An 18403-nucleotide genomic window follows, 5' to 3' on the forward strand; every position below is an offset into this window, starting at 1 on the left:
GACTCCCATAAGTTCTATCTCAGAACGAAAATTTAGACGACATCAATCCGCTACTGAAAGCAACCATGACGATTAACTTCCAATGTAAACAGTGCGGCAAGAACTACAAAGTCAGCGACGATAAAGCCGGCAAGAAAGTCAAATGCCGCCAATGTGATGCTTCTGTGAGAATTCCGGAACTCGAAGTCGATGACTTTTCAGAAGACTGGGAAGAACCAGAATATGAAGCCCCTGCCCGACGTCGTAAAAGCAGTGCATCCAGGAATCAGTCAAAATCCAAAAGCCGAAAAAAAACAGCAACCGGTTCGAATCAGACGCTGTTGATTGCAGGCGGCGCAGTGGCGCTCATTCTGATCGGTGGCGGCCTGTTCTTTATGCTCTCTTCCAGTAAATCAGGCGGTGGGCTCTTTAAATCAATCACGGATAAAGTCGATGTGGTCGTCAATTCGCAATTAGATAAGTCTGGTAGTAATGCGGGAAGTAGATCCGCTGCGTCGGACATTGATAATATGAAAAAAATTGGCCGGGCGTTTCATAACTTTCATGATTCATTTACCCGTTTCCCTCCTGCTGATGCGCATCTGGTCGATGGAAAACCTCTGCTCAGCTGGCGCGTACACATGCTGCCCTTTCTCGGTCAGAAAACGCTTTATCAACGTTTCAATCTGGATGAAGCGTGGGATAGCCCCCATAATTCTGCTCTGCTGAATCAAATGCCGGATATCTACCAGGCCGAGGGAGTCAATCAGGCGGGCTATACTCCCATCATGACTTTTAGCGGCGAGGGTACCCCCTTCACTGGAGGCAGAGGTCCTCAGATCCGCAAATTTACTGACGGTGCTACCAACGTCATCCTCTGTGTCCTTGCCGGTGCAGATAAAGCTGTTCCCTGGACTCAGCCCGTTGACCTCCCGTTCAATCAGGCCAACCCGGTGAGCGTACTCGGGCAGACATCCCGGGGCGCATTCCTCTGTATCATGGCTGACGGATCAATCAAAAAAATCCCAGCGGGTATTGCACCTCAGACGCTGAAGAATGCAATCCAGCATAATGACGGAAATGTGAATCCCCTCTTTTAGCAATACCGCTGAATACAAAAGACCTTTAACCCATCGCAAAACTATACACATAAATACGCTCCTATCCAGTTTAGTTAATATAATAAATCTGGATTATGCTCAACTTGTTTTGTATGCTTGTGAACATAGACACCGTACACCTCAATTATATTTGTATACCATGTTTATCCTGCGAGTCAAATTCAACCCTGATTGACCATCTTTGCCATCATGCCCTGCGACTTCAGATCTCGATCGACGGAGATCTCTGAACTCAAAATACATCAGAAAGATCCAGACACTCATGCTGTTGACCCACTGGTTCAGGTCGATTTTATCCCTCCTCCAGCCTTCACGCCGTCCATTGCACAGACACTGTGTTCGTTCCCGATATGACAACCATGCAGTTCTGAATCACCAAAGACGACTTGTTACTGTCGAAGCACTCGAAGACCGCACACTCTTGACATCAATAGTCAGCGTTGCTGATCGAGGTAGTGTGGAAGGAGATTCTGGCTTAACAACTCTTGTATTCACAGTCACGAGGACCGGAGTCAATGCTGGGGATCTGAATGAAAGTCTGACGATTGACTTCACCACTCAGGATGGATCAGCTACCAATGCTGATAATGATTACCTGGCTAAAAGCGGATCTTTTGAATTCGCAACTTCCAGCACTGCGACAAGTCAAGAAAGAACGTTCGAAGTAATAATCCAGGGTGATTTCAGGGAAGAAAGTGATGAAAGTTTCCAGGTCCTGCTTTCGACTCAAATGTCCGGCGTCACTATTGAAAATGATTCTGTGACAGTAACCATTTACGACGATGAGTATCGTCGTGTTGAAGAAACACAATTACTCTCCCCGCCTGCTCCTGTAATCGATGGAGATCACGTCGGGCAAATTATCGAAGTCGATGGCGACTATATGCTAGCGGGAGCCCCGGACAGTGACCTGGTTGCCAGTGATGCAGGAGCGGTCTATATCTATGAACGTAACCGCCAGGGGACTGCTGATGAAACAGATGACATATGGTCATACTCTACCACTTTAACAGCATTTGACGGTGCTGCAGACGACCATTTTGGGAGCAGCATTGCCATCTCAGGCGATACCATCGTGATCGGTGCTTACGGTGCTGACCTGAATCAATCAAATGAAGGTGCCGCATATGTTTTCCGCCTGACTTCGGGTGAATGGCAACTGGAAACAAAACTCACTGCCTCCAATTCTGAAGCTGACGATGATTTTGGCTTTGACGTCGCCATCGAGAATGACCTCATCGTAATCGGGGCTCCTTTGCATGACGCGCCCTCTTATAGCAATTCGGGTGCTGCCTACATTTTTACCCGCTCAGACAGTCTCTGGTCTGAAGATCAAATTCTGACAGAAACAGAATTTTACAGCTATGATAACAGGCTCGGCACTTCCATCGCTATTGAAAATGGAGAAGTATTTGTTGCTGCCAGGAGAGCCAAAGTTGATGATGCTGGCGCTAGTGTGGGAAGTGTCTTTACATATCAGAACAATGTGGGAACCTGGGAAACACAGCAACAACTCACATTGACGTTTACCAATGGTTATGACTATACCGGCTCGGATCTGATTGTCTCGGGGAACCATCTGGCTGTCATCGCAGCAGATTACAGTTATGTCTATCTATTTGAACTTACTGAAGGAAACTGGGGATATCATCAGAGAGTGTCTCCTGTTTCATCTATCTCTTCGATACGGATCAACTCTATTGATTTGAGTGATAACACACTGGTCGTTGGTTCGATCAAAACAAACGGTTCTACTAATTCCTCAGGAATAGTGACTGAATATCAATTGATTCGAGACCAATGGATCCGTACAGAGGACTATTACGACGAAAGCAGCAATGACACGACGGGTTTTGGCACAGGAGTCGCGCTGGCAGATTCACAGATCATCGTCGGCGAGCCGAATGTTGATGCAAGTACTCTCGAATCCGGGATGATACACGTATTGGGCCCATTCATCCCCGGATACGAAATCTATGATGTCATTGAATACGAAGGGGACAGTGGTCAGACTCTGTTTGAATATAGCATCGAACGCAAAGCCAGCGAAGCAGGTGATCTAAATTTCGCTTCGACCATCAGTTTCACGACTATAGACGGTACAGCGACTGTTGCGGACAATGACTATGTAGCGCAGTCGGGAACCTTGATCTTTGATGCTGACCTTGATGCCATTTCTCAATTCCAGACAGTCACGATTGCAGTTAACGGTGATGGCATCTACGAAGGGGATGAATATTTTTATCTTCAACTCTTCAATCCCACAAATGGTACTCAACTGTTCGACACACTGGGAGAAGCCCTTATCAAAGCAGATGATAAGGCGGTCGTGGAGTTAGTCGAAGCTGAAATCTCGGTAGACGAAGAAGACGGAAAAGTCTGGCTGACTCTGGAACTGGATGAAATCTTCTTAGAAGATGTGTCAGTTAAGATTACTTATGAAGGAGGATCTGCTTATGCATTTACCGATTTCGACGCGACTCCCCAATTAGTAACAATCCCTGCCGGTCAGCTGACAACCACTTTCTCAGTCGATCTCGTTGAAGATGCAAAACCGGAGGACAGTGAAGATTTCTGGGTTCTACTGAGAGGACCACACGATGATAACTACAGAGTGGGACTGAATAGTAAATCAGTAGTTACGATTGTCAACGATGACATCATAGACATCTGGATTGATGATGTCGTTGTGCATGAAGATCAGGAATATGCCACTCTCTTTTTACAGGCATCTGAACCAGTCAAAATTGGGTTGCAGGTACACTTCACCACACAGCAGGATTCCGCCACAGAGGAAGTCGACTACTCTTCCCTGACTGGGTATGTCCGCTTTGATGGCTCCTCAACCAGTGGCCCTATTATGATCCCCCTCATCAATGACTCAGAATGGGAACCAGTAGAATTCTTTTTTGTCAGACTGACAGATGCTGTCGCGAACAGATATGACACTCTCCCTGTCTTTTTTTTAAACGATCAGGCGAAAGTCACACTCCTGGATGATGAACAAGCCCGGATATCTATTGAAGATATTTCCGTCTATGAAGATGCCGGAACCGCAGAAATCACGGTATCACTGGACAGGCCCGTCGAGATCCCCATTAGTGTGGAGTTTTCCACGTCAGATCAGACTGCGAAAAGCCCGAGCGATTATCATTCTGTTTCGGGGACTCTGTTTTTCAACCCCGGTGATCTGTCACGAACAATTGAGATCTCTATCGTTGATGCAGATGATTTTGAAATCAATGAGACATTTCACATTGATCTGGTAAACGTTCAAAATGCGGGTCGCGATGTCACACTAGCTGACGATCAGGCAGTTGTCACAATTCTGGACAAAGAAATCGGCACTGCCAACATTCACTTCAGAATTGTGAACGAAGTAACCAGCACCAGTTTGAACGGTGAAGCAGACTCACTTCCTGTAAATCAAAGTCTGATCAGTGAATGGTCCGCTTATTGGGTTGAGATCTGGGCCAAACACACCACCCCTGTAGACCAGGGGATACTTTCTGTCCAGGTCGATTTAAGTTACAATTCTGAATATACATCCGCCACAGAAATTGAATTTGGATCAGGTTTTACACAGAACCAGGCCGGAAGCATCAATGATCTGGTCGGAACAGTCAGCGGAATCACAGCAGAAAGTACATCTGCTGATCTGGGAAAAGACAGGCCCCTTTTATTCGCACGCATTCGTTTCGCACCGGGATCGGAAGATCAGGTTCTTCTCGATACTGAGTCTCATATAATTGGGCCCTATGATCTAGGGATTGAGCTCACCAATCTTCAAGTCAGCCTGGCAGGCAACACGCCTGTCACAGTTAATGAGGGATTCTCCCCGGGCGCTTCCATCTACGCCAATCCTTTCGATTTGAATGACGACGATGTGATCAATTATCGAGACCTGATCCTGTTGATTGGTTTGTATAACGTCATACCCAGCGAGTCTGATTTAGAGTACACGTGGTTTGCTGACTTCAATAAGGATGATCGCATTAACCACCGTGACTTAATCAAACTCATAGGGAATTACAACAAAAGTAAACAGGCCTCGTCTCCGGTTAATTATCCAGTTAATTACCCGAATGCATGGAATCATTTACTCCGCGCGGACACTTTGATGTCACCATCCGTTACTGCAGATTCCGTTTCACAAGTCGACGTTATCTCCACATTTGACAGTGTCGTCTCACAGTCCAGCCCCGTCATCACCAGCGGACAGCAGCAATACCTGAAACAGATTGACATCCAGGTCATTGATTTAGGTGGCGATACACTGGGACGTGCAGCTGGCAATATCATTTACGTCGATATCAACGCCGCGGGACACGGGTGGTTTATTGATTCGACACCTGCCGACAACAATGAATTTATCTGGTCCAGCGAGCTGACCCTGATCGCGATGCCCGACAGCGATGCTGCTGGTGTCATTGATCTCTGGACCGTCATTCAACATGAACTGGGACACCTGCTGGGTTATGAACACGTTGAGACCGGTCTGATGCAGGAAACCCTCGCTCCTGGAATTCGCTATCTACCCGAATGGGAATTAAATTTCGAATACGAAGAGGAACTTGCCCCTGAAGCTGTCGATCCCTACTTCTCAAATATGCAGGATGAAATTAATCTGCATCCTTTTTGAATTTGAAAATAATATTCCTATCCGCTGAATGAAGATTTCATCACATCGCAGTCATAGCTTCCATCAAATTCACTTCGTACATTGGCGGAATAGTCACGATGATGGTATTTGAACCATCTTCTTCAAATTTGATGGAATTGAGAGGCATTTTATCGTCCCCCCGATTACAGAGGATCACATTCTTTCCACGCATCTGAAAGTAGTGTTCTCGCAACCCTCCTTTCTCCTGGAGGGTTATGAACATCAGAACGCCTTCTTTCATTTCGACCGACTGTACCTTTTTAAACAGTTTTGACCTGGAAACAAGTTTTTCACTCTGGATGCAGTTCATCTTGAGATTCGTTGACTGCTCCGGATTGCTTTGCCCCACGACCGGTTCTTCAGGTGTCAGAAAACTGCAGAAGCAGCAGGCTATAATAATTAGAGAAGAAACTGTGGTGATAAATTCTCTCATATCACTTTCTCCACTTGAAGGATCATTTGCAATTATCAGTAAAACCATTTAGAACGACTTTCCCGGGTCATTCAGGAATTGGTCTGTCTTCTCTGATTTTTTAAGAGTTTGAATCTGGGTGCAATCAATCGCCAGGTCCCCTCTGATTTTCCGGGAACAATCAATTTATCCCAGGCAGGATATTGCACTGAGCTGAATATTTCCTGGAGCGATGTAGATGGTACGAGTTCAAAATCGGAATTTGCTGTCTTGAGCAAATCTGACTCAGCCACATCTGGTTTTTCTGCAGCAAACGCAATCAGTAACTGCTGAACGACCTTCGCCTGAGTGGCCGAGAGAGTATAAGGCATATGCATCCCCATCCCTGCCTCTTCCCTATGCTCAGGCCAGCGGAATTTAAAACGGTCCCCCTTAGACCAATCGGGATGCTGCTCAGCGAGTTTCCGGAAATCATGTCGAATCGTTTGCTTAATGACTTCGCCTGGCTTCACCGTGACCTGCGAATCGACATAGTGAGCTGGCTGCCGGTTGATCTCCCATCCCACAGCATTACTCACAACTTCAATCTCATAGTTACCGGGAGACATTTCGAAAATGGATGTGCCAACCATACCTTTTTTCATCACCCAGGGTTTCTCTACCGGATTCTGTGGAGCATCCGACAATTTGATATCCACTTGCAAGCCAGCCTCTGTTGAAAGAATGAGTGCCCCCCCTGCTGCTCTCATTTTTGTAGGCTGATTACTGGCATTTCCAAACACTTTCCCTGTCGATGGCCTATTAATTTGAGGCTCCACCAGTCGCCAGGTCCCTGTTTCTTTTCCAGGGACGATCAGTTTATCCCAGGCGGGATGCTGTCCGTCATTAAACACGTCTTTCAGTGATTGGAAAGACTCTGCCTCCTCGCCTGCCGGGACCACTAGCAGGAGGACCTTCTCAGAAACTTCCGGTTGATTGGTGGCATAGGCCTTGAGCAGTTCCTGCACGACCTTTGCCTGAGGCGCGGTAAGTGTAAATATCTGAGCCCCCCCCATTTTCCAGTCAGGCCAGCGAAACTTGAACAGCCCTCCTGTGGACCAGTCCGGGGGATTCTCAGCCAGTTTTGCATAGTCCCGTTTAAGCGTGACGGGAACCACGATCGCCCCCGGCTTCACTTCGACCTCAGCCAGATCATATTTTGGATTTCCTCCCTCAACTTCCCAACCGGCGTTTTTACTGGAAACGCGGATGAGATACTTCCCAGCGGGTAGTTCCACCAGCTGTGGCTCCAGAGTAAAGAATCGATCGGCAAAACCGAAGACACCATCTTCCGGGCCCACCTGCATCGGATCAACCGGGAAAACGCCGGCCCGCAGACCGGGCTCTTGCCCACTGAGTAAGATCGCCCCAAGCTGATCCTTACCTGTTGCAGATTCCTGTTTATTCAGCTTATTCTTCTGAACTAAAATACGCGGAGAATAAACCTCCCTCTTCTCACCGGTTTCTGGTGAAATGAGCGTCACTGGTTCCTGGTCATCAATTTCAAAAACCTTTTGCTCTCTATTGACATACTCCGCTGGACCAATTTGCCCCATCAACCACGTGAGTGCAAACATGGCCGCCAGCAACGCGGTCACCCAGCCCATGATATTCCAGGGATTATTTTTCGCAACAGAAGCTGCATTCCGTTTAATGAAATACGCGGCGACAAACATTCCGCTGAACACAGCCAGCCTCAATCCCCAGGTGCTGATCCAGATTTTCTCAAATTCTTGCAGATGAATCCAGATATGTACGTAAATCATCGAAACCAACAGCATGGAGAGGACAAACATGCCTCCCAGGATGACCCGCTTATTGGAGCGACGATGCTCGCGAACAAACGGGGCATCGCCGGAGGTGACAGGTGGTTGCTCAAGGTTACCTGCCACCGGAGTATCACGGCGTTTTAAGTAATGCGCAATGTACAATAAAATGCCAATCGGCCCCAAACATAAACAAGCCAGCAAAAACAGGCCATCCAGAATCTTCTGTGATTTTGATCCCGGTTTCACAATTTTCTGCGCCCCATATAGCAGTACCAACATTCCTACCGGGCCAAAGATCAGCAGAGAAAGTAATGCCGTTTCCATGATTTTGGACTGCATATGCATTCCGGCTGACATTCCAGAGATCCAGATGAACAACGGCAGGAGCATCATAATGCCCCCTGCCCAGACAGCGGCCCAGTGATTCCAGCTTCCCCGGGGTGCTTCCGTGGGAACCGATTTCGTCACAGAATAGGCGGACGTCCCCTGCAATTGATCATTGCGCGATGCAGTTCCCAATGCCCGACTGCGTTCCATCAGATACCCTGCTGTCACAAACAGTCCCCCCACCAGGGAGAAAATCAAGACCGGCACAAAATACCTTTCTCCCTGAACCAGGAACGCAGGCTGGTAGACTCCTGTCGTAAACATCCAGTAAAACAAAACCATCATCACCCAGATCACAATTCCGGTCCCCGTCAGAGTACGAGCATCTTTCTGTTTTACTGCTGCGACATATTCAGGTCCTTGTTTGGAGATATGCTGCCACTGCCCCCAGATAGCGAACCCGGCAATAGCCAGCACACCCAACACCGAAGCCGCCAGGATCGATGCATGCACCGATTGAAATTCCGATCCGGGGGGTGCAGAACGGATGACTGCTGTAGTGATAAATGACAACGCCAACGTCATAAACATCGCCAACGTCGTCAGAAACCATGTTAAGAAAGGGAGCGGTTTTTTATCTGCTCGATTCCAATAGACTATTGAGGCTATAGACAAAATAACTATGAGCGTGCCCGTGAACTTCATCATTTTATTCATGGTCTCATAAGTCATACTCGATTCGGGAGTGCTGGGACTGATCATCTTCAATCCGATGATCGTTCCTAATACCAGGCCCATCACAATGGCAATAATGTAATTTGCCGGTGTGCTCCCTTTTTCCAGCACAACAGAGGTCGCAGACTTCAAACCAGTTGTTTGTTTAGCCTGTGATGAGACAGACTCCACTGGTTGTTGCTGTAGCTGACCCCACTGGGGATAACGTTTACGCAATCCCCCCACGAAATAAATCGTGAATCCAATCGCAAACAGAATATAGAGCAGAACTCTCGGAAAATCGGGGATGATCCCCAGATAAAACAGCATCTGCATCACCCACGTTCCGCCAGCTGCTGCAGCGGGCATGAAAAGGGCATCAGACATACGCAATGACAAAAAAGGTTCAGCCTGACGGCGTTCCGCTTCATAAACAACCAAAGCAATCAAAATTCCCAAGAAGATACTACTTGCTGCAGTCATCAGAAATGAATACGCAGCATGCGCTTCCGAAAACAAAATCATCCCCGCCAGAAATAATATGGCGTATCCGACTGGCATAAATACCCGCGGATCAGTCTCCATTGTGAATGGAACTCCTGCCTGTGGATGAGCCACAGGAACAGTTTCTGTGTCGGGTGACATTGTTTCCTGTCGCGGTGGTCGTGACGGTTTCCACTCGATCGGTGGTACTGCACCTGGCTGCTGCACATGAGCCAGATGCGCCCCCAGTAATTCGGCAACTTCACTCGCGGTCTGCAAACGATTTTCGGGGCGTTTTTCCAACAGGCACTCGATAATTTCGCTCAACCAGGGAGGAATTTCTTCGTTGACATCCGCAATCGGGCGGGGTGTATCATCACAGACACGGCGGACCACAGCGGCCAGATTGCTCGCCCGGAAGGGGGAACGGCCCGTACACATCGCATACATCACAGCACCCAGGCTGAATAAATCACTCCGCTGGTCAATCCGATCCCCTGTCGCCTGCTCAGGAGACATGTACTGGGGAGTGCCTGAGACTTCACCGGTCCTGGTGATTGTGACATCATCGACGGCCCGCGCCAGGCCAAAATCAGTAATCTTGACCCGCTCTACACCATTTTCCAGCAGAATATTAGCTGGTTTGATATCGCGGTGGATCAGTCCCTGTTTGTGAGCAGCCGCCAGCCCCTCTGCGATCTGACTGCCAATTCGCAGGATCTCGGTTACTTTGAGCGACCCCACCTTATCGAGCTTCTCCTGTAATGATTGACCGACTACATACTCCATTACCAGGTAAGGAAGTTTGTCTTCATCGACGGCATGAATCGTTACAATATGGGGATGGCTCACCGCAGCGGCTGCTTGTGCTTCCCTGATAAACCGTTTCTTCGCATTCGGATTTACTGCCAGTAAAGGTGACATGACTTTAATTGCCACAATGCGATTCAACTTGGGATCCAGAGCACGAAAGACAATTCCCATCCCCCCCTGCCCGATAATATTATAGATCTGGTATTCACCCAGGGTCCCCAGTAGATTCGGGTCATCAGAAGGCGTCAGAAATTCCAGACTAAAAGGTTGAGCATCTCCTGAACCGACGGGTGACTTTTCCAGAAAACTACCGGCATCATCATAAGCCAGCAGCAGTGCTTCGACGCGACGGCGTTGCTCCCGATTGTCGCCGCACATCTCATCCAGAAAAGCGGACCGCTCTGCTGGTGTCTTTTTTTCTAACGCGACCAGAAATAAACCTTCGACTGACTGTGGATTCACATTCTCACGCGTCGGTTCAAATTCCGGATTTTCGGATGCAGGATCAGACATGATTTCATTTTTCGTCAGGATGGAGGATCCCATCAGGCTCAGAATTGATTACGGAACATTCATTGTTCCCCCTCTATCTCATCATGCGATTTTCAGCTCTGGCGCGCCTCACCAAATCTGAAGATATAAGAGGTTCTCTCAGAATTTTCATTGAGACGGGCCAGTAGAGTTCGCCGTAAACACATACTATCAAATCGTTTGATCAGTGTCAGACTTTATTTGAGAAAAGAGCCAGGCACGCGAGTAAGCCCAGTGGCGGGCCGCGGTCGCGCGTGAAATCCCCAGTACGTCAGCTGCTTCCTGCTCGCTCAGTCCTGCGAAGTATCGCAGCTTAACCAGTTCTGCTTTGTCCGGACTCTCTATCGCGAACTGAGTCAATGCCTCATCCAGTGCCAGTAGATCATCCGGGCGGTCGAGTGCAGGTGCAGCAATCTCAGGCAAATCGATCCGTTCATGCTCACCGCCATGCTTCAACCGTTTTTTTTGGCGGGCATTCTCGATTAAGATCCGCCTCATTGATTCCGCAGCGGCAGAGAAAAAGTGACCCCGATGATCCCACCGCTGTTCGTTGGCATTCCCCACCAGTCTCAAATAGGCTTCATGTACCAGCGCCGTCGCCGTCAGTGTCAGCCCCGGTGCTTCGTTTGACAACTTATGCCGCGCCAGTCGCTGTAATTCCGCATACACGATTGGCAACAATTGATCCGTCGCCGCGACATCGCCTGCTTCCAGAGCCTGTAAGATTTGGGTTACATCCTGCATGCGTTAAACTCGAGCACATTGAAAGTTTGAGATTGGTAATACAAAATGCTACTGGCCAGTGTAACCTGTCAGTCAGCCGATGCAAATCAGAATTATGTTTCCCATCAGCTCTTCGATCAGGTAACATGAAAACTGGCACTTTAGATGACTGACGTCAGTCGTTTCCTGATAATCAATCTTCTTCTATCAGAGAAAGTTCAGAACCTTGTACCGTCCTCAACAGTGTTTCGCCTGGTTCCTGCTGATCAGTGGGCTGATCATTTCTCCGGGACAGTTTCTGCAGGCTGCCGAGTGGGGGACACTATCAGGGAAATTCGTCTATACAGGCACTCCTGTCAAACAAACGGATCCCAGAATCTCTGAGGACCAGTCATTGATCATCGGACCAGAGAGAGGCATCAAGAATATCTTTGTGTTTTCAAAGGACCGAAGTTTCAAAGAGGAGCTGATTCATCCGGACTATCAGAAACTACCGGATCAGGTTGTGATCCAACATCAGAGAGACCATATCGAACCGCATGCTGCCGGTCTCTGGCAACCGCACCAGAAACTGGTGGTGCTGAATAAAACCCCTCATCTGCATCTGACACACTTATTTCCCCTCAAAAATCACCTGCCGGATTCGCTTCATGAAAACAGGGATCGTAAGAAAATCATCCCGTTTAAACATGCGGAACTGTTTCCCATGCTGATCAAATGCGATATCCACCCCTGGGAAAGCAGTTACCTGCTCGTTCAGAATCACCCTTATTTTTCCATCACGGATGAAACTGGCACGTTCAACATTAAAAATCTGCCCGTCGGAGAATGGGAGTTTCGTGTCTGGCACGAACGAGTGGGGCATCTGGCTGCCCGCGAAGAATGGCAGAGGGGCCGGATTTTAATGCAGATTAAACCAGGAAAAAATGATTTGGGGGTGATCAAGGTCTCGCCCAAGTTGTTTGAGCAAAAGACTGTCGGTAAATAACCAGGTAGAGACATCTCCGATGTCTTCTGTTCATACTCTTTATACATAAAGTTCCCACATGCGATCTCTCATCCCCCTGCTCTGCCTGTTTCTAATCACTTCTGTCTCTCTCGCTGCAAAGAAACCAACCACAACTACAACTGCAAAGTCCTTCCAATCTGGCGTTGTTTTGACTTTTGATGACCGATACGTCGACCAATGGGTCCAGCAGATCCCTCTCTTCAAAAAGTACGACGCGCATGTCACATTCTTTGTCGATCACTTTTACACGCTGAAACCCGCACAGATTGCCGGTTTGAAAAAACTACAGGACGCCGGCCATGCGATTGGCAGTCACAGCGTCAACCATATCAAAGCCGTTGACTATGTCCGTACGAAAGGCATGAAAGCGTATCTGCAAAATGAAATCGATCCTTCCGTCAAACGGCTGACTGAAGCTGGCTTTAAGCCAACTGCCTTCGCGTATCCTAACAGTTCCCGCAGTGAGGAAATTGATGCCGCTCTGCTCAAAACGTTCCGCCATCTGCGGGGTGGAACAGGCCTGCAACCCGGTCAGCGGATGCGGGATCTGAAAACCATCTTTACTCCCGTTGATCAAATCGACGGTCGAGGCTGTCTGATCGGGACCGGCATTGATTACGCCGGGACGGAAAAACGGCCCGACTATCTGACTGAGATCAAAGACGCGATGGACCACGCCAAACAGCGCGGCGAAATCGTCGTGTTTTATGCCCACAACATCAGCGACAAGGGACCAGGTCATCATCTACAACCGCGGGCTCTCGAAGAAATCCTGGCGCACGCCCAACAGATCGAATTGCCCACTCTCACTTATGACGATCTGCCATAAGCGACTTATTTCTGCTTGACCTTCGGCCCCAACTCTACTTTCTCCGCCCAGGCAAACCAGTCTTTCGACATCTGCTGCACCCGTTCTGGCTGCTGCTTTGCCAGATTTTTCGTTTCACACCGGTCGGCACTGATATCGTATAGCTCCCATTCCCCGACTCCTTTGTCCCACACCAGTTTCCAGGGTCCCTGTCTTAACGCCCGATTCCCGGACCAGTACCAGGCCAGCGAATCGTGCAAGGTCTTTTCTTCCCCTTGTAAGAGAGGAAGTATGCTGGTTCCTTCCACAGGTAGAATCTCATGTGCCTGATATGTCTTTGGATATTCTGCCCCTGCCATCTCCAGAAAAGTGGGCATCAAGTCAATAATATGAGCCGGGCTGCGATTGATTGATCCCGCTGGCACCTTGCCCGGCCACCAGGCAATCAGGGGTGTCGAGATGCCTCCCTCATGCACCCACGATTTATAGCGGCGGAATGGAGAATTCTGAGCCCAGCCCCAGGCTGGACCGACGGCGACGTAATCATCTTTTGGCCCGGGAGTTCTCTCCTGGGGATTGCGCCCCCCCGGTTCTTCACTGCAGCCCCCATTATCGGAGAGAAACAGGATCAGCGTATTGTCAAGCTGCCCGGTCTCTTTGAGCGTCGTCATGATGCGGCCGATATTCTGATCCATACTGTCAATCATCGCTGCATAGACGGCCATCCGCAGATCTTCAAATTCCTGATTCGCCGACTCCCATTCATACGCGCGACTGTCCCCCTCCGATAGAGACCAATTTTCACCGGCAATCCCCATTTCCTGTAGACGTTTCCAGCGATCCTTCCGCATCTGATCCCAGCCAATTTTGAATTTACCCACATACTTCTGAATGTCAGCCGGTTTCGCATGTAGCGGATAATGGGGCGCTGTATAACACAGATGGATAAAGAACGGCTGTTCGTCGTCGCTGTAGTCGCGAATCATGCCCAGCGTATGATCGGTAAAGGCATCGGTCGTATAATATCCCTCTTTGAACTCGGTGACGGCTTTGTCATCGTGACCGAAGCTGCGAATTCCCGCCCGTTTGTAGGGGGGATCGGAAATCGTCGGATCGAAGAAATTACAGCAGCCATCCAGCACACCGTAATACGAGTCAAAGCCGCGAAAAAAGGGGTGCGTGGTCTTATCGTAGCGATTGAGCCATCCGCCAGGTTTTTCACTCTTGGCGTACCCCTGCGTTTTCATCAGATGCCATTTACCGCTCAATCCGGTATGGTATCCTGCTCCTTTCATCGCTTCGCCTAGCGTCACCATATTCTGCCGCATGTGTCCTCCCTTTCCGAAGCGGGGATACAATCCGGTCAGAATCGAGGCGCGGGTCGTCGTGCATTTTGCGTTATTATAAAACTGTGTGAACCGCATTCCTTCCTGTGCCAGCCGGTTTAAATTTGGCGTTTGCACTTCACCTCCATAACAGCCGATATCGGAAAATCCCATATCGTCACACATAATGAGAATGATATTCGGCTTCTCAGCAGCAGACAGCAATTCAGTTGAAATAAACAGTAAAGCGCAAACCAGGCAAATTGCCATGGCAGAGAGCGAGCGTCGGTAGTTCATAATATCATTTCAAATTCAGAGAGTTATTGAAATCAGCAGGGACGAAACTTCATTGTAAGTTCACAACTGACACCACACAACAATTGAATGCCGAATCCTAACCCGCATCTTCGGAAATACAGGAACCTGCTGGTTCCGAATTGATTCCGGTTCTCTCGCAGGTTACAGTTTACTGATACGGGCTCTGATTCTATTTATCCGTAATTTTACATCAGCCAGCCTCCCCAGGAGAAAAGAGATGAGTTTTTCCAGAGAGACACAGACACGTCGGGATTTCCTGAAAACCACAGCCGCTGGAACCACTGCGGCCCTGTTTGGTGCACCCGCCATTCATGCCGACTCCAAAACCGATTCCCGTGTAATTCTTGGCTCAGGCGATTATCAATACGAAGTCACACACGACTGGGCTCAGCTCCCTTCCGAATTCACCTGGCAGACCACTCACAATGTGGCCGTCGATAAAAACGGATTCGTCTATGTGATCCATGAAGGCCGCGCCGATCAGACCGATCATCCTTCGATTTTTGTATTTGATCCAAAGGGAAAATATATCCGTTCATTCGGGAAACAGTTCCAGGGAGGCGGACATGGACTCGAGGTTCGTCAGGAGGGGGCTGACCAGTTCCTGTATGTCACCGCGTATCAACATTTGAAAACGTTTGCCAAGCTGGATCTCAAAGGGGAAACCGTCTGGCAGAAGTATGCCCCCATGATTTCTAAGTGTTATGCCGAAGGGGAAGCCACCAATCCCGAAAAAGTCTGGGGCCGCGATCGGTTCCTGCCGACCAACTTTGCCTTCCATCCCGATGGTGGTTTTTACCTGGCCGATGGCTATGGCGCGTATCAGATCCACCGCTACGACAAAAACGGACTCTGGCTGTCTGCATTTGGTGGTGAAGGTAAAGAGGATGGTAAATTTAAACTGCCCCACGGTTTGTGGCTTGACGACCGACCAGGTCGCGAACCATCCGTAGTCGTCGCAGACCGTGCCAACGCCCGCCTGCAATGGTTCACACTGGAAGGCAAACATCTGCAGACCATGACAGGCTTCATTCTGCCTGCCAACCTCGATACCTACCAGGATCTGCTGCTAGTCCCTGATCTGGCTTCCCGCATCACACTGCTTGATAAAGAGAACAAAGTCATCGCCCATCTGGGACAGGATCCGGAATGGGAAAAAGCCATGAAAACAGCGAAACCCCGCATGAGAGAGACACCCGAGAACTGGCAGGCAGGCCGCTTCGTACATCCACACGATGCCTGTTTCGATCAGAATGGTGATATTTTCGTTGCCGAGTGGGTCGCCACCGGACGCGTGAGCAAACTCAAACGACTCAGCTAATATCCACACTTTTCAACATTGTTCGTCTCACCTGAATCATTAAGCGCCACTAACCTCTCACTTACCATAGAAGCCCAACATGAAACAGATTTCACTGGTACTGACATTCCTGTTGCTATGCTGCGTACTCTCACCGGCAAACGCTGATTCGCCAACCCCAAAAATCAAACTGAGCCCGGAGACAGAAAAACGCTGTCTCGAAGTTCTGCGGGAAGCGATAAACAGTGATGAATTCTGGCCTTCAATGCACGCTGCTGAAGCGCTGACACTGGCCGGCAAAGGGAATGAAGTCCGTCAGATCATAGAACCCAAGCTCAAAACCGAAAAAGACGACCAGCACCGCTGCGGCCTGGCCCGCGAACTGGTCCGTGCGGGCGATCGCTCCAAGGCAGCGATTATGTTGCAGATTCTCGCTGGTAAAGATCCGCACGGCCACGTCCATGCCTGCGAATCGCTCTACAAAGTCAATGAGTTGGGCGAGGGAATTCTAATTCGTGAAGCGATGAAATCAGACAACCCTAAAAAAGCGATGATGGCTGCCGCCCTGCTCTGTCGCTGGGGTAATCCTGAGGCCTTTAAAGTCGTACGTAAATTTCTGCAGGACGAAGATGTCAGTATCGCTGCAACGGCCGCCTGGATCATCGCCCGAGTGGGAGACAAATCAGACATTCCCGCTCTCAAAGCCAATCTGAAACGAACCGACGATCCGTTCACGCGTGCTTATTTTGAAACGGCACTCGCTATGCACGGTGATCCAGAGGGACTGGCAGCCATCAAAGCCAATCTCTCCAGCGACAATGCGGCCGTCAAAACTTATTCTGCTATCTTTGCCGGCGAAGCAGGAGCTGCCAACCTTAAAGGAAATCTGATCAAACAACTCAGTGATCAAAACCGGGACGCCCGTATTCGTGCCGCCCAGGCATTGATTGTGCTCGCTAAAAGCGAACATCCTAAAGACGAAATTGTCGTCAACGATGTGTATGAAGCATCGAAAGAATATCCCCGTTACAGTGAAGGCTCCATCCTCCCCCTCAACGATGGTTCTCTGTTGTATGCCACTACTCAATTTATCGGCAGTGGTTCCGATTTTGCGACGGCCCGCATCATCGCGAAAAAATCCACCGATGGCGGTCGTACCTGGGGCAAACAACGTGTGCTGCAGGAAAACACGGGCAAGAAAAATGTGATGTCGGCTACGCTGCGCTATCTCGCAGGCTCTCTACAGGAAAAGCGCCCCATCGGACTGTTCTACCTCAAGAAAAACACGCTGTCCGACCTCAAGGCCTATCTCAAAGTTTCCGACGATAACGGCAAAACTTTCGGCCCCCCGATCGAAATCACAACGCCTCCCGGTTACCACGTGATGAACAACGACCGGATCACCATTCTTTCCAATGGTCGCTGGCTGGCACCCGTCGCATCGACTCCCGATGTCCACAAAAACAATCATTTTGTCTGTACCTGCTTTATCTCAGACGATCGAGGAAAAACCTGGAAGCAGTCCAAAGGCAGTGTCGACTATGCCAAGCGGGGTGCCATGGAACCGGAAGTCTTAGAACTTAAAGACGGTAAGGTCCTGATGATCTTCCGCACGCAGTCTGGCCATATTGGTTCCAGCCTCTCCAGTGATAAGGGTGATACCTGGAGCAAGCCCGTTTCCTGGGGTGTGCGGGCGCCGGAAGCACCAGCCACCCTGCGTCGCATCCCTTCCACTGGTGACCTGCTGCTCATCTGGAATGATAACTTTGAACCCGGCGCCGGACACAGCGGCAAACGGACACCTCTCACCGCCGCGATCAGCGATGATGAGGGCAAAACCTGGAAGTTCAAGAAGAATCTCGAAACTGATCCAGACCATACCTATTCCTACATCAGTCTCACCTTTTACCGTGGACGGGCTATCATGAGTTATTATGTGGGTGACGAAAACCGGATGATCTCATCTCGCTTTCGTTCGATTCCACTGGCCTGGTTCTATGAGCCGACAGCGGACTGAAACGATCCAGGCTCCCCGTTTCGTTTCCGTTACGGGGAGCACACTGGCGATT

The 18403-nt window shown here is 49.3% G+C and carries 10 protein-coding genes; 6 read left to right on the top strand and 4 right to left on the bottom strand.

The features are described 5' to 3' along the window. Positions 1-65: 65 nt before the first annotated feature. The gene (locus ACN0YH_RS01545) at positions 66-1079 is read left to right on the top strand and encodes a DUF1559 domain-containing protein (RefSeq protein ID WP_417377796.1); all 1014 of its coding nucleotides are present in this window, start codon (positions 66-68) and stop codon (positions 1077-1079) included. Positions 1080-1521: 442 nt separating this feature from the next. Then, entirely contained in the window at positions 1522-5742 is a 4221-nt protein-coding gene (locus tag ACN0YH_RS01550) for a Calx-beta domain-containing protein (RefSeq protein WP_417377797.1), read from the top strand. Positions 5743-5782: 40 nt separating this feature from the next. Here ACN0YH_RS01550 and ACN0YH_RS01555 read toward each other — a convergent pair whose 3' ends face one another. From ACN0YH_RS01555 to ACN0YH_RS01565, 3 genes are all read right to left on the bottom strand, one after another. Further along, positions 5783-6196, bottom strand: a complete 414-nt coding sequence (locus ACN0YH_RS01555) for a hypothetical protein (protein ID WP_417377798.1) — start codon at positions 6194-6196, stop codon at positions 5783-5785. Between the two features lie 71 nt (positions 6197-6267). Beyond that, positions 6268-10833 (bottom strand): protein kinase domain-containing protein, encoded by a 4566-nt coding sequence (locus ACN0YH_RS01560; protein WP_417377799.1) that lies wholly within the window; start codon positions 10831-10833, stop codon positions 6268-6270. Between the two features lie 189 nt (positions 10834-11022). Beyond that, positions 11023-11595, bottom strand: coding sequence for a sigma-70 family RNA polymerase sigma factor (locus ACN0YH_RS01565; RefSeq protein ID WP_417377800.1), 573 nt, complete (start codon positions 11593-11595; stop codon positions 11023-11025). A gap of 205 nt (positions 11596-11800) precedes the next feature. Between ACN0YH_RS01565 and ACN0YH_RS01570 the strand changes: the two genes are divergently transcribed. Next, positions 11801-12562: a hypothetical protein gene (locus ACN0YH_RS01570; protein WP_417377801.1), complete on the top strand. Its 762-nt coding sequence runs from the start codon at positions 11801-11803 to the stop codon at positions 12560-12562. A 58-nt stretch (positions 12563-12620) separates the two neighbouring features. Further along, on the top strand, positions 12621-13412 hold the full coding sequence (locus ACN0YH_RS01575; protein ID WP_417377802.1) for a polysaccharide deacetylase family protein: 792 nt from the start codon (positions 12621-12623) through the stop codon (positions 13410-13412). Between the two features lie 5 nt (positions 13413-13417). Here the strand turns inward: ACN0YH_RS01575 and ACN0YH_RS01580 are convergent, their stop codons facing one another. Beyond that, positions 13418-15013 (bottom strand): arylsulfatase, encoded by a 1596-nt coding sequence (locus tag ACN0YH_RS01580; RefSeq protein ID WP_417377803.1) that lies wholly within the window; start codon positions 15011-15013, stop codon positions 13418-13420. Positions 15014-15251: 238 nt separating this feature from the next. Here ACN0YH_RS01580 and ACN0YH_RS01585 point away from each other — a divergent pair, with 238 nt between their 5' ends. Together ACN0YH_RS01585 and ACN0YH_RS01590 are read left to right on the top strand one after the other, a co-directional pair. Beyond that, positions 15252-16355 (top strand): twin-arginine translocation signal domain-containing protein, encoded by a 1104-nt coding sequence (locus tag ACN0YH_RS01585; RefSeq protein ID WP_417377804.1) that lies wholly within the window; start codon positions 15252-15254, stop codon positions 16353-16355. Between the two features lie 79 nt (positions 16356-16434). Next, a complete protein-coding gene (locus tag ACN0YH_RS01590; RefSeq protein ID WP_417377805.1) occupies positions 16435-18351 on the top strand; it encodes an exo-alpha-sialidase in 1917 nt (638 codons plus the stop codon). Positions 18352-18403 lie beyond the last annotated feature (52 nt).

The organism is Gimesia sp. (assembly GCF_048262075.1).
GTDB lineage: Bacteria > Planctomycetota > Planctomycetia > Planctomycetales > Planctomycetaceae > Gimesia.